Below are 12,340 nucleotides of genomic sequence, written 5' to 3'. Positions count from 1 at the left end.
AGGTACGATAACCAATTCTTTCACGGATCACGCTCATATTGGGAAGATTGTTTCTTAAGGGATACGGGTTTCCGGGTCAATAGATCCGTTGAACGCGGCTTGAACGAGACGGCGGACGCGCTTCCAAACCTTCGGGTCGTCGGTTAGAACAGCCCTATGCCAAATTCAATGTCTTCGGCTCCAGCTCAGATCGCGGTTCGCCGCGTCACCGCCCGGGCGCTGCTGCTTGGCGACCGCATCGACGCCGCGGGGCTTGAGCGCTCGGATATGATTTCGGCGACGCCGCTCGCCTTTCACGCGGGCGCCAACGGTTTCGTCGCGCTGTACCGGTTCGGCGTCGCGGTGATGATCGGCCTTTCGCCGCTGGAAGAAGACAATGTGCTCGAACAGGTGAAATTGCGGGTCTCCGGACCGCATGAGCACGTCGACGACGAATCCGCGATGCTCGAGATCTCGCCCGATTTCGACGACAGGATACCGCCCGGCGGCGCCATCGCGATGAAAGACCTTTCCGAGCAGCGTCTCCTCGTCGTCGCCGACGCCCTCGCCAAGACGGTGTCCCTCGGTCGCGACGAACGGGAAGTCAATTCGGTCTTCGATACGATCGAACCCTTCGCCGCCAATCTCGCGCGCAACGGCCGCCCGCCCTGGAACCGGCGCTCGATGCTGAAATTGATCGGCCAGACCCTCCTCGTGCAGCATCGGGTGTCCGGCCGCGTCGCCGTCGAGGAAAAACCGGACGTGCTCTGGGATCGCCCGGACCTTGAGCGCCTCTACGCGCGGCTCGAAGACGAATATGAATTGAAGGAGCGCGCCGAAACCCTCAAACGCAAACTCGACACCATCGTCGAGACCGCCCGCATCCTCACCGATATGATCGACGCCGATCGCGCGACCCGGCTTGAGGCGACGATCGTGGTGCTGATCGTCGCTGAAATCGTCATCACCATCGGTCAGATCCTCACCGGCCGACATTAGAGCATATTCCGATCGGATTGAATCAATCCAATCGAGAAGACTATGCTCAAGCTTTTGACTCTGGAGCGATTTCTGATCGATCGCATGACGTCATGCGATCGGAAAGCGCTCTAACAAGCGCGGCTCGCGCCTGCGCTTCGGCCTCCTGCTCCGTGACCCAACGAAACAATGGCAATTGCCTTCGCGCGAAGGTGAATTGCCGCTTGGCGTACTGGCGGGTTTCAAGCTTGGCGCTCGCCGCCGCCTCCGCCAGGGACAATTCGCCATTGAGATATGCGATCAGGCGGGGTGCTCCATGGGCGCGCATTACCGGGAGCGCCGGGTCGAGGCCGCGCCGGCGCAGCGCCCTCGCCTCCTCAAGAGCGCCGGCCTGCAGCATGGCGTCGAAACGCGCGTCGATCCTTTGCGCGAGGATCTCCCGGCCGGGCGCTAGAAACAGCGCGAGCGCGCCCGATGCGTCAAGAACAGGCGGCTCGCGTTCGATCTGGAACGAGGCGAGGCTTTTTCCGGTCGTCTCGAGAATTTCGAGCGCGCGCAAGATCCGCTGAGGATCGGTCGGCCGCAGGCGCGCGGCCATGTCCGGATCGCGCCTTCCAAGCTCCGCATGCAAAACCTCGACAGGAACATTTTGCGCCCGCGCGCGCACCCTTGCGCGGACGTCTTCGGGCACCTGTGGAATGTCGGAGAGCCCCTGCGTCAGGGCCTTGAAATAAAGTCCCGTCCCGCCCACGAAAATCGGCAAAAGCCCTCGCCGCCTGGCGTCTTCAAGGGCGCCGGCCGCGTCTTTCAGCCAAAGCCCGACCGAATAATTCAGCGCCCCGTCGATATGGCCGAAAAGAGCGTGCGGCGCCTGCGCCTCTTCCGCCTCGCTGGGGCGCGCCGTCAGCAGCCGCAGGTCGCGATAGACCTGCATGGAATCCGCGTTGATCAGCACGCCGTTGAAAGCGCAGGCGAGCCGCAGCGCCAGAGCCGACTTGCCGCTCGCCGTCGGCCCGGCGAGCAAAATTGCTGAAATGGCTTTCACGGGAAAGGATCCGGTCTGGATCCGCCTCAGGCGGCCGATCCCGCGGGAGAGCGCAATTCGCGCGGCAGCGGAAAGAAAACGCCTTCGTCCGCCGTGGAAACCGTCTCGATGGAAAGATCGAAACGCAGGGCGAAGGCGTCCATGATCTCTTCGACGAGAATTTCGGGCGCGGAGGCGCCGGCGGTGATCGCGAGTGACGTAATGTCGTCGAACAGCTCCCACTCGACGTCGGAGGCCCTCAGCACGAGCCGGGCCAGCTTGCAGCCGGAGCGCTCGGCGACTTCCTTGAGCCGTTGCGAATTCGACGAATTCGCCGAGCCGACGACCAGCATCGCGTCGACGGTCGGCGCGACGCGTTTCACCGCCTCCTGGCGATTGGTGGTCGCGTAGCAGATATCCTCGCGATGCGGACCGACGATTTTCGGAAAACGGCGCTTCAGCGCGTCGACCATGCAGCGCGTGTCGTCGATCGACAAAGTCGTTTGCGTGACATAGGCCAGCTTGCCCTCGTCCGCCAATTCCAGATCGGCGATATCGGCCAGCGTCTGGACGAGCACGATGGAGCCGGGCGGCAATTGACCAAGGGTGCCGACCACCTCCGGATGACCGGCATGCCCGACGAGAAGAACCTGCCGTCCCTGCCGGTGATGCAGTTCCGCCTCGCGATGCACTTTCGTCACCAGCGGACAGGTGGCGTCGATGGCGAAAATGTTCCGTGACTCGGCCTCCGCGGGGATATCCTTTGGAACGCCATGCGCGGAAAAGATGACGGGCTGCGCCGTGTTCGGAACTTCGTCAAGCTCTTCGACGAAAATCGCGCCCTTCGCCTTGAGCCCCTCCACCACATATTTGTTGTGAACGATCTCGTGGCGGACATAGACCGGAGCGCCGTAAATCCGGAGCGCTTCCTCGACGGCGTCGATCGCGCGCACGACCCCCGCGCAAAAACCGCGCGGAGCGCAGAGGTAAACGGTGAGTTTCGGCTTGACGGACATGCGGCGCTTGGCTCGAGGACGACCACGTTTAGGAGTTTGGCGCTTTGACTGTCAAGTCCGCCCCATGCCCCCCGAAGCCGGTTACGCCTCGCGCATGAATGAAGCATTCTTGCTTCGGCACAAATTTAAAAAATGATTTTCGGGCTTGCTTCCGAAGACAAGAGGGGCCTCGCCGGCTTCAGGACTTATCGCCGTGTGGCGAAAAACGCGCGTAGCATTTCAGCAGCCTCGCTTTCCCTTATGCCGCCGTAGAGTTCTGGCCTGTGATGGCAAGTCGGCTGCGCGAAGAAGCGCGGACCATGTTCAACCGCCCCGCCCTTGGGATCGCCGGCGGCCCAGTAGAGACGCCGCAGGCGCGCGAAGGAAATCGCCGCGGCGCACATCGCGCAGGGCTCGAGCGTCACATAGAGATCGCATCCGGTGAGCCGTTCGGTGTCCAACGTCCGGCAGGCGGCGCGAATCGCAAGCAGTTCGGCGTGCGCGGTCGGATCACGGTCGCGCAGGGTGCGATTGCCGGCGCTCGCCACGATCGCGCCCTCCCGGACGATGACGGCGCCGACAGGCACTTCGCTTCGCTCCATGGCGGCGCGAGCTTCGAAAAAAGCAAGGGAAAGGGGATCGCTCCGATTTTGGGTCAAAGCCTCAGGGTCCGGCGCACGACTTCCCTCCCCTATTTCTACGTTGCGAAAGCTTTTCGTCGCGCGCCTGGCGCGGTGGAGCTTTGAGTCGAGTTCCCTTTTCGCCTCGAATGCTGTTAACAGGAGTCATGCGCTACGATCCAACCAAAAAACGGCCTCCTTCCCGGCGGACGGCCCGTCCGCCTCGCTCTGGCGACCCTGAGCCCGGCAGTTTGTCCTCGTCGACCGGTGCTCGCGCGAAGGGCCGCGAAACCGGGCCGGAACCGTCTCGAGAGGCGGGCGCCCGGCCGCGCCCGCCTCTCGGCAAGAAATCTCCGTTTCCAAAGCCTTCGTTTTCAAAACCTGCATTTCCAAAAAAGGACAGGCGCGACGCGGCGGACAAACGGCGGCCGACGCCCAGGTCCGGCGGGGATGAGCGGCAGAACCTGGATAAAGGCGAGGACCGCCCCGCCAATCCGCGCAAGCCCGTTCTGACGCTGACCGCTCAAGCCGGCGGCGACGCCCCCGCCGCGCCGCAGAGGATCGCCAAGGTCATGGCGCGCGCCGGCGCCTGCTCGCGCCGCGACGCGGAGGTCTGGATCGCCGAGGGTCGGGTCACGCTCAACGGCGCCATTCTCATCGATCCGGCGATCAACGTCAGCGGCGCCGACGAAATCACGGTCGATGGCGAACCCCTCGCGCGCCGGGCGCCGACGCGTCTTTTTCTGTTTCACAAGCCTCGCGGACTTGTGACCACGGAACACGATCCCGAGGGTCGCCCGACGATTTTCGATCATCTTCGCGAGTCCTGGCCGGAAGGCCCGCGCGTGATCAGCGTGGGCAGGCTCGACATCAACACCGAAGGTCTTCTGCTGCTGACCAATGATGGCGGTCTCGCCCGGCTGCTCGAGCTGCCGTCCACCGGCTGGCTCCGGCGTTACCGGGTCCGCGCCAAGGGCGGGACCGACCAGAGCGTGCTGGACGGTCTGCGCGGCGGCCTCACGATCGAGGGCGTCGATTACGCCGGACTCGAGGCGACGCTCGATCGCGAGCAGGGGGCGAATTCCTGGCTCACCATCGCGCTGCGCGAGGGCAAGAACCGCGAGATCAAACGGGTGCTCGAACATATCGGCTTGCAGGTCAATCGCCTGATTCGGGTCTCCTTTGGGCCATTTCAGCTTGGTGAAATTGTCGAAGGCGTGGTCGAAGAGGTGCGAACGAGGGTTCTGCGCGACCAGCTCGGACCTTTGGCCGCGAAAGCCGGAGCCGATTTTTCCCGCGAGGATGCAGACGTTGAGCCTTCCAGACTCGTCTTGCAGGCGCACCCGGGGTCGCCGTTTGCAAAAGAACATTTGGCAAAAAAACATTTGGCGAAAGGACGCGCGGGCGGCGCGCACAGCCATTCCTCGCCCGACAGGGAGACGCGCCCGCCCGGGCGGGATCGCCCCCGCGAAGAGCCTGGCGAGCACCGTCCGGCCAAGGAGCGGGGTCGACCCTCGCCGCAGGCTGAGCGTGGCGCGAACGCCGAGACGAGAGGGAGGCCAGCCCCCGGCCCCCGCAAACATGTGTCCGTCTTGCGCGCGGGAGAGGGCGAACGTCTGACCGGAGGGCGCAAGCGCATCGAACGCGCCGAAACCGCCGATCGCAGCGGGCGGATGGTTCACGTTGAGCGGCTCGTGCCGGCGGCGCCGCAAGGCAAGGGACGCGACAGGCCGGCGACGCGCAACGGACGGCGGTTTGAGGCGGAACGCAAAGCTCAGGATCGAGACCCGGCCGCGGCGCCGCGCTTCCGCGATAAACCGGTTAAGGGCCGCGCCCGCGCGGAATCACCCGGACGCAGGGACGGCGCCCCCGGACGCCGCGACGGCGCCGCCCCCGAACGAAGACGATCGGCGCAGCATCAGGCGGCGGCTCCAGGATTCGCCGAAGGCAAATCGGCCCGGCCGGAATTTGCCGGAAAGCCCTTCCGCAAGCCGGCGGCGCGGGCTTTTGCAATGCAGCGCGGCGAAACCGGCTTTGAGCCAAAGCCGGAAGGCGAGCGCGCGCGCAAACGATCGGGGCCGGGCGGCCCGCCGAAGCGGCCTTTGCCGGCGAAAGGAAAATTCGGATCGAAGGAGTCCGGAGGCGCTGGAAAACCCGGCCGCTTCGCCGGCCCTCGCGACTCGAACGATTCCGGCCGCTCGAAGGCCCCCGGGCGCAAGGCGAAGCCAGGACCGGGGAACCCTCGCGGCAAGCGTTAAGCGCGATGCGGATCATTGGAGGCAGGCTGAAGGGCCGCGTCTTGAAATGTCCGGCGACGGACGCGATCCGGCCGACTTCGGATCGCCTGCGTGAGACGATCTTCAATATTCTTGTTCACGCCTACGACGAACCTTTCACGGACGCGCGGGTGATCGATCTTTTTGCGGGGACGGGCGCGGTCGGGTTCGAAGCCCTGTCCCGGGGGGCCAGTTTCGCGCTGATGGTTGATCAGAGCGCCGCGGCCAACGCGCTCATCAGGGCGAATGCCGAAGCTTTAGGATTATCCGGGTCGGCGCAGATCCTTCGGCGGGACGCCCGCAAACTCGGCGAGGCCCCTGCCGGAGGCCGCTTCGGCCTCGCGTTTCTGGATCCGCCTTACGGCAAGGGCTTCGCTCCGCCGGCGCTCATGGCGCTGCGCGACGGCGGGTGGCTCGAAAAAAACGCGCTGGTCATCGTCGAGGAATCGGACAAGGCCGCGGCCGATCTGCCTGAAGGGTTCAGTCTTATCGAAGAGCGGCGCTATGGCCTGACGCGGGTCGTCTTTGCGCGTCATCTTAGCGGGTAGCACGGGACTCTCAGATCAGCCCGGCGGCGATGTTGATGGTCAACGCCAGAACCGCGCTGTTGAAAAAGAACGCCAGCACGCAATGGCCGAGCGCGACGCGCCGCATTTCGCGCGAACACAGCTCTACGTCGGCGGTCTGCGAGGCGACGCCGATGACATAGGAGAAATAGAGGAAATCGAAATAGTCGGGATCGTCCCCACCGGGAAATTTCAATCCGCCGCGATCGGATGGAGGGCGATCCGGACGTTCGAAATATTCATCGAAATATTCGTGTGCGTAATGGAGCGCGTAGGTCAGATGAATGAAGAACCAGGCGCTGACGATCGTCGCCGCGGCGAGTCCGATATGGAGGGCTTTCGATACGCCGGACAAATCCTTGACGATGGCGAGTTGCGCGATGATCGCCCCGATCGACGCAATTGCGGCCACGCTGGCGAGAATAAGGATGAAAAAACGGCCTTCGTCGCTGGACTTGGCGTGCCACCTGATTGATTCCGGAGTGGCGCGGACGATCAGCCATCCCGTCGTGAGAAAATAAAACCATGTGCCGGCGTTCCAGCCCAGCAGCAGCCGCGTCGTCAATTTCAGCGAATGCGGAATCAGGACGTAAACCGCGATCCCGACGCCGATACCAAGGAACAATCTCGGATGGGCGCGCATCACCGGAAAGATTCGATCGACAAGCGCCATGACCTGAACTCCTGATCGCCCGATCGGGCGGCTCTCAGCTCTTGCGGATCGCAACGAAACGCGCGGCCTCTTTCAGGATTTCGGCCGCCTCGCGGTTGGGCGCCAAATCCAGCGCCGCGATCGCCGCGGCGGCGAGCCTGTCTCGTCTTTCGCGAGCCCCCTCAAGGCCGAGAGCCGCGACAAGAGTGGCTTTGTTGCGATCGGCGTCCTTTCCCGCGCGCTTGCCGAGCGCTGCTTCGTCCGCCTCCACGTCGAGAATATCGTCGGCGACCTGAAAGGCCGCGCCAAGCGCCTGACCGTATTTGGCGAGGGCCGCTCGCGCCGGGCCGTCCGCCCGGCCGAGAATCGCGCCGGCGTTGACGGAATAGCTCAACAGGGCGCCGGTCTTCATGGCCTGGAGCTGAATCACGAACTCGGCCTTATGAGGCTCGCTGGCTGTTTCGGCTTCGAGATCCAGAACCTGGCCGCCGATCATGCCGCCAAGGCCCGCCGCCCGCGCGAGAGCTTGAACGAGTTCGATCCGCACCGCGGGGTCGGGATCGGTCGCAGGGTCCGACGTCACATCGAAGGCGTAGGTCAGGAGAGCGTCGCCGACGAGGATCGCCGTGGCTTCGTCATAGGCCCGATGCGTCGTCGGCCGGCCGCGGCGCAGATCGTCGTTGTCGAGGGCGGGCAGATCGTCGTGAACCAGCGAATAGCAATGGATCATTTCGACGGCGGCGGCCGCGCGAGCGACGCCGTCGCCCTCGATTCCGAACAGGCGCGCGGTCTCGATCAGCAGAAACGGCCGGAGGCGCTTGCCGCCCCCAAGCGACGAATAGCGGACCGCTTCGAGAAAACGCGGCGGCCGCGCCGTTTCCCCCGGCAGAGGCGCGCGGTGAAGAAGCCCGTCCAGCATGGTCTCTGTCGCATCGGCGGCGGCCTTCAATCTGGCTTCGAATTCCGCCGACGTCACCCCGTCCCCCATCGTTCGTCGCCCTCGATCAAGTTGGCCTTTGTCACGACCAAACCGGAAAAAACCCGGAATTAAAGTTGAGGCCCGGCTTGCCCGATCGGATGGGATCGGTCAAGGCTCGGCGTCCCTCAGCTTGAACGCGCCGGATGAGTTTGTTGGTCAAATTCCTGGGCTTTCTCAAATACACGGCCTTGTTCCTGGCGGCGGCGTTGGCGGCGTTGATCATCGCCTACCGCTTCGTCGAACCCGTTTCCACGCTGATGATCGCCCGCTTTGCGCAGGGCGAGCCCGTCACCCGCGATTATGTCCCGCTTGGCCAGATCTCCGCCGCGTTGCGGGCCGCCGTGATCATTTCGGAAGATGCGGGATTTTGCCGGAACAATGGCGTGGATTGGGGCGCACTCCGCGAAGTGGTGGACGAAGCCGACGCGGACGGTCCCTCGCGCGGGGCCTCGACGATCACGATGCAGACGGTGAAGAATCTGTTTCTTTGGCCATCCAGGTCGTTCATCCGCAAGGGGCTGGAGATCCCTCTTGCTCTTGTTCTCGATCTGGCATGGCCGAAGCGGCGCGTGCTGGAGGTCTATCTCAACATCGCGGAATGGGGCGAGGGAGTATTCGGCGCCGAAGCGGCGGCTCGGCTTTATTTTCACAAAAGCGCCGCCAACCTCGACGCATGGGAAGCGGCGCTGCTCGCGACCGCGCTTCCTAACCCGCTGAAGCGAAATCCGGCGCATCCGGGCCGAGGCCACGCCGCTCTCGTCCAGCGCCTCGTCGCGCGGCTGCGCGCGGCGGAATTTGCGGGAGCCTGCGTTAAATAGCTGCGGAATTTGGACGTCAAACGATCTCGGCGTCCCGCCGCTTTCATTTCCCTATAGCCAGGACTGGCATTCTCCTGTATCAGGCCCGTTCGAGTTTGAATTCGCGCCAGGCTCCGGCTGCGCAAAACCCTGATCGAGAAGATAAATGGCTGTTCCGAAACGCAAAACCTCCCCCATGAAGCGTGGATTCCGCCGCTCGGCGGACGCGATCAAGGCGCCGACCTATATCGAGGACAAGGATTCCGGCGAATTGCGCCGCCCCCACCATGTCGATCTGAAGACCGGCATGTATCGCGGCCGTCAGGTCTTCACCCAGAAGCCCAAAGACGAAGCCTGAAACGAGAGCATATTCCGATCGGATTGAATCAATCCAATCGACAAGACTATGCTCAAGCCTTTGACTCTGGAGCGATTTCTGATCTATCGCATGACTTCATGCGATCGGAAAGCGCTCTAAAGGCTCCTAAAGTCCAAGAGGAAGCCTGAATTCGGCTGATTCCAGCAATCGCGCTTCCAGCAATTGCGAAAGGCGCGAGGATCAGTTCACCGCCGCGTTCACGCGGCGGCCTGCAGTCTCTTCGACACCAGTTCGCGCAGCGCGCGGGCGTCCCTCGCGAAGACCCGGATGCCCTCTGCGAGCTTTTCAGTCGCCATCGCGTCATCGTTCAGCAGCAGCCGGAAGGTCTTTTCGTCCAGCGAAAGCTTCGCCGGCGGGCGCATAGCGGCGGATTTCGGGTCAAGCCGGCGCCGAAGTTCGCCCTCGTCCCTGGCGAGTTCCTCCAAAAGTTGCGGCGATATCGTCAGCCGATCGCATCCCGCCAGCGCCTCGATCTCGCCCGTGTTGCGGAACGACGCGCCCATGATTATCGTCTTGATGTCGTAGGATTTATAATATTCGTAAATCTGGCGGACCGAGATCACGCCGGGATCGGTCTCGGGCGTATAGGTCTTGCCCTCGTTCTTGACGTGCCAATCGAGGATGCGTCCGACAAACGGGGAAATCAGAAACGCCCCGGCGTCGGCGCAAGCCGCAGCCTGCGCAAGCGAAAACACCAGGGTCATATTGCAATCGACGCCTTCCGACTGAAGGCGCTGGGCGGCGCGGACGCCCTCCCACGTCGCGGCGATCTTGATCAGGATGCGCTCCCGGCCGACGCCGAGCCTTGCATAGTCCTCAATGATCTCGCGCGCCCTGGCGACTGTCCCGTCCGTGTCGAACGACAGATCGGCGTCCACTTCGGTCGAAACGCGGCCGGGGACGATTTTCGTCAATTCCGCGCCGAAGTTCACGGTCAGGCGATCGGCGACCTCGCTCGTGACGCGGTTGTGACTCCGGCCCCAGACGACCGCCTCTTCAAGCAGCTTGGCATAGCCCGGCATCTGCGCGGCTTTGAGGATCAGCGTTGGATTGGTCGTGGCGTCCACCGGCTCGAAGATACGGATCGACTCCATATCTCCCGTGTCCGCGACAACCGTGGTCATCGTTTTGAGTTGTTCAAGTTTGCTAGCCATGGCGATCCACCCGCGATCCGATCCCGGCCCCTTAGCGCATCTGTCAGGCGCATGAGCTCTGTATCGAGATACATACCTACGATCGTGAAACGTTCAAGACCGTATCCGGTTGAGCCGGCCTCACCTCGATCTGGCCGTCGCCCGGACCGGCGGCCCCAGCGCCAAAGGCTCGTCGCCGAAAGCTTCGAGGTCGTCATCAAAAAACAGCCGCTCGGCCGAAATCGGCTCCGCGCGCGAAAAAGCGACAAGGGCGCTCGCGGCGAGAGCAAGACAGGCGAAGACCGCCCCTGCCGCACAAATACCGCCCAGAGCGCTCGCGACGCCCAATTTATCCGTGAACGCGATCATTGCGTCTGACATGACGCCTCCCGAGTTTGGTTGCCGCCACATGGCCGGTCAACAAACTGTGCGGGCGAGGATTTGCTATTCTCCTCGTCAAAGGCTGAAAAATTTAATGAATGTGCCGGCTTCGGTTCGGCAGGCGGCGCGCAAGGCGCAGCCGGCCGGTCTCGCGGTTGAAACGGCACGGGTCCGCAGGTTGCAGAAGCGGCTTTCGCAGCCAGCGCTCGAGACTTAGAGCAAATTCCGATTGGATTGAATCAATTCAATCGAGAAGACTATGCTCAAGCTTTTGACTCTGGGGCGATTTCTGATCGATCGCATGACCTCATGCGATCGGAAAGCGCTCTAATGGCAGCTGACGGGAATTGAAATGGAGCCGCCGACTTGTGGCGGCGGCGCCGGCAGCGGGTTCGAGCGGCGGACCGTCGAGACCGCCGCCTGATCCAGCGCCGCCGAACCCGAGCTGGCGATCAGACTGACCCCGAGAATATGCCCTCCCCGATCGATGGAGAAGGCGACCTTGGCGGTTCCTCTCGCGCCCGCCGCGCAGCTGTGATGCGCCTGGATACGGGCGTGGACCTCGCTCATCCAGGCGGATGGCGAGACGGAAGATCCAGCCGAGCCTTTCCGCCCCGCCGCGGCGGCGCGGGACGAAGCGGCGGCATGCGCCGGAGCCGTGGTTCGGGGGGCCGGTTTCTCATGGGTCGGCGTCACCACGTGGCGCTCCGGAATTTTTATCGGCTTTTTGACCGGTTTCACCTTTGGCGCCGGCGTCAGGACCGCGGCGGCCTTCGGAACCGGCGGCAGGTCGGGAATGTCCAAATGCTCCGGTTCTTCGACGACTTCGGGCTGCGATTCCGTCATCAGCGGCCCCGGCGGAGCCTCGACCTGGGTTTCAGAAGGCGGCGACGCCGCCACCGGATCAAGTTCAAGCATGATCGCTTCGGGCGGCGCCCCTTCGGCTCCCGTTTGCGATCTCCAGACCAGCCAGCTAAGAAATCCCGCGTGAACGGCAAGAACGAGAGCGCCCGCGAAAATCCAGCGCCGCGTGGATCGATCATCGCCCGGTTCGAAGAACGATTCCGTCAGCATCGTCATCTCGGGGAGCCTTGCTCCGCCGGACCGGGCGCGGCCTGAGCCGGCTGTTTGTTTTTGTCGCCGGCCGGCGCGCCGCCGTCCTGGCCAAGCTCCAGTCCGACCAGCCCAATCTTCAAATATCCCGCCGCCCGGAGCAGATTCATCGTTTCCATGACGTCGCCATAGGTGACGGCCTTGTCGGCGCGAACGAAGACGCGCTGGTCCTTGTCAGCCTGCGTCGCCGCGTCGAGGGCGGCGGCGAGCGCCTCGCGCCGGACCGGATCTTCGCCGAGCGTCAGCGAGAGATCGGATTTGACGGTCAGGAACAGGGGCTTGTCCGGCCGCTGCGCAGGCTGCGCCGTCGAGGCCGGAAGATCGACATTGACGTCGACGGTCGAAAGGGGCGCGGCGACCATGAAAATGATCAGCAAAACCAGAATGACGTCGATGAACGGCGTCACGTTGATTTCGTGATTGATCTCGAGATCGTCCTCGCCAGAGGATAGCCGGACCGCCATGGCC

At 63.6% G+C, this 12,340-nt stretch carries 14 protein-coding genes; 5 read left to right on the top strand and 9 right to left on the bottom strand.

Going from position 1 to position 12,340, the window contains the following annotated elements; all coding sequences use genetic code 11:
- Positions 1 to 156: 156 nt before the first annotated feature.
- Positions 157 to 978 (top strand): RMD1 family protein, encoded by an 822-nt coding sequence (locus BM177_RS04940; protein WP_091679073.1) that lies wholly within the window; start codon positions 157 to 159, stop codon positions 976 to 978.
- A 46-nt stretch (positions 979 to 1,024) separates the two neighbouring features.
- Here the strand turns inward: BM177_RS04940 and miaA are convergent, their stop codons facing one another.
- From miaA to BM177_RS04925, 3 genes are all read right to left on the bottom strand, one after another.
- Positions 1,025 to 2,002: a tRNA (adenosine(37)-N6)-dimethylallyltransferase MiaA gene (gene miaA, locus BM177_RS04935; protein ID WP_091679070.1), complete on the bottom strand. Its 978-nt coding sequence runs from the start codon at positions 2,000 to 2,002 to the stop codon at positions 1,025 to 1,027.
- Between the two features lie 26 nt (positions 2,003 to 2,028).
- Entirely contained in the window at positions 2,029 to 2,997 is a 969-nt protein-coding gene (gene ispH, locus BM177_RS04930; protein ID WP_091679066.1) for a 4-hydroxy-3-methylbut-2-enyl diphosphate reductase, read from the bottom strand.
- Positions 2,998 to 3,182: 185 nt separating this feature from the next.
- A complete protein-coding gene (locus BM177_RS04925; RefSeq protein WP_425284369.1) occupies positions 3,183 to 3,671 on the bottom strand; it encodes a nucleoside deaminase in 489 nt (162 codons plus the stop codon).
- Positions 3,672 to 3,847: 176 nt separating this feature from the next.
- Here BM177_RS04925 and BM177_RS04920 point away from each other — a divergent pair, with 176 nt between their 5' ends.
- Positions 3,848 to 5,854, top strand: a complete 2,007-nt coding sequence (locus tag BM177_RS04920) for a pseudouridine synthase (RefSeq protein ID WP_244532119.1) — start codon at positions 3,848 to 3,850, stop codon at positions 5,852 to 5,854.
- Positions 5,855 to 5,859: 5 nt separating this feature from the next.
- Positions 5,860 to 6,420 carry a 16S rRNA (guanine(966)-N(2))-methyltransferase RsmD gene (gene rsmD, locus BM177_RS04915; RefSeq protein WP_091679057.1) on the top strand — a complete coding sequence of 187 codons (561 nt, stop codon included), beginning with the start codon at positions 5,860 to 5,862 and terminating at the stop codon, positions 6,418 to 6,420.
- Between the two features lie 10 nt (positions 6,421 to 6,430).
- On the opposite strand, the gene BM177_RS04910 is transcribed toward rsmD, so the two are convergent.
- Complete coding sequence (locus BM177_RS04910; RefSeq protein WP_091679054.1) at positions 6,431 to 7,111, bottom strand: DUF1345 domain-containing protein; 681 nt, start codon at positions 7,109 to 7,111, stop codon at positions 6,431 to 6,433.
- 34 nt (positions 7,112 to 7,145) lie between these two features.
- Positions 7,146 to 8,078 carry a polyprenyl synthetase family protein gene (locus BM177_RS04905; RefSeq protein WP_091679051.1) on the bottom strand — a complete coding sequence of 311 codons (933 nt, stop codon included), beginning with the start codon at positions 8,076 to 8,078 and terminating at the stop codon, positions 7,146 to 7,148.
- 134 nt (positions 8,079 to 8,212) lie between these two features.
- Here BM177_RS04905 and mtgA point away from each other — a divergent pair, with 134 nt between their 5' ends.
- Both mtgA and rpmF read left to right on the top strand, forming a co-directional pair.
- Positions 8,213 to 8,887, top strand: coding sequence for a monofunctional biosynthetic peptidoglycan transglycosylase (gene mtgA, locus BM177_RS04900; RefSeq protein WP_091679047.1), 675 nt, complete (start codon positions 8,213 to 8,215; stop codon positions 8,885 to 8,887).
- A gap of 145 nt (positions 8,888 to 9,032) precedes the next feature.
- Positions 9,033 to 9,224, top strand: a complete 192-nt coding sequence (rpmF, locus tag BM177_RS04895; protein ID WP_091679044.1) for a 50S ribosomal protein L32 — start codon at positions 9,033 to 9,035, stop codon at positions 9,222 to 9,224.
- 218 nt (positions 9,225 to 9,442) lie between these two features.
- Here rpmF and tal read toward each other — a convergent pair whose 3' ends face one another.
- The 4 genes from tal to exbD all read right to left on the bottom strand — a co-directional run bounded on the left by tal (position 9,443) and on the right by exbD (position 12,336).
- Positions 9,443 to 10,399, bottom strand: a complete 957-nt coding sequence (gene tal, locus BM177_RS04890; protein WP_091679038.1) for a transaldolase — start codon at positions 10,397 to 10,399, stop codon at positions 9,443 to 9,445.
- Positions 10,400 to 10,519: 120 nt separating this feature from the next.
- Complete coding sequence (locus tag BM177_RS04885; RefSeq protein ID WP_139223513.1) at positions 10,520 to 10,759, bottom strand: hypothetical protein; 240 nt, start codon at positions 10,757 to 10,759, stop codon at positions 10,520 to 10,522.
- Between the two features lie 327 nt (positions 10,760 to 11,086).
- Entirely contained in the window at positions 11,087 to 11,839 is a 753-nt protein-coding gene (locus BM177_RS04880) for an energy transducer TonB family protein (RefSeq protein WP_091679031.1), read from the bottom strand.
- Positions 11,836 to 12,336, bottom strand: coding sequence for a TonB system transport protein ExbD (exbD, locus tag BM177_RS04875; RefSeq protein ID WP_091679567.1), 501 nt, complete (start codon positions 12,334 to 12,336; stop codon positions 11,836 to 11,838). Before exbD ends, BM177_RS04880 begins: the two co-directional genes overlap by 4 nt.
- Positions 12,337 to 12,340: the final 4 nt, after the last annotated feature.

It is taken from the genome of Methylocapsa palsarum (assembly GCF_900114285.1).
Taxonomy (GTDB): domain Bacteria; phylum Pseudomonadota; class Alphaproteobacteria; order Rhizobiales; family Beijerinckiaceae; genus Methylocapsa; species Methylocapsa palsarum.
This window is presented reverse-complemented; position numbering and strand designations above follow the sequence as displayed.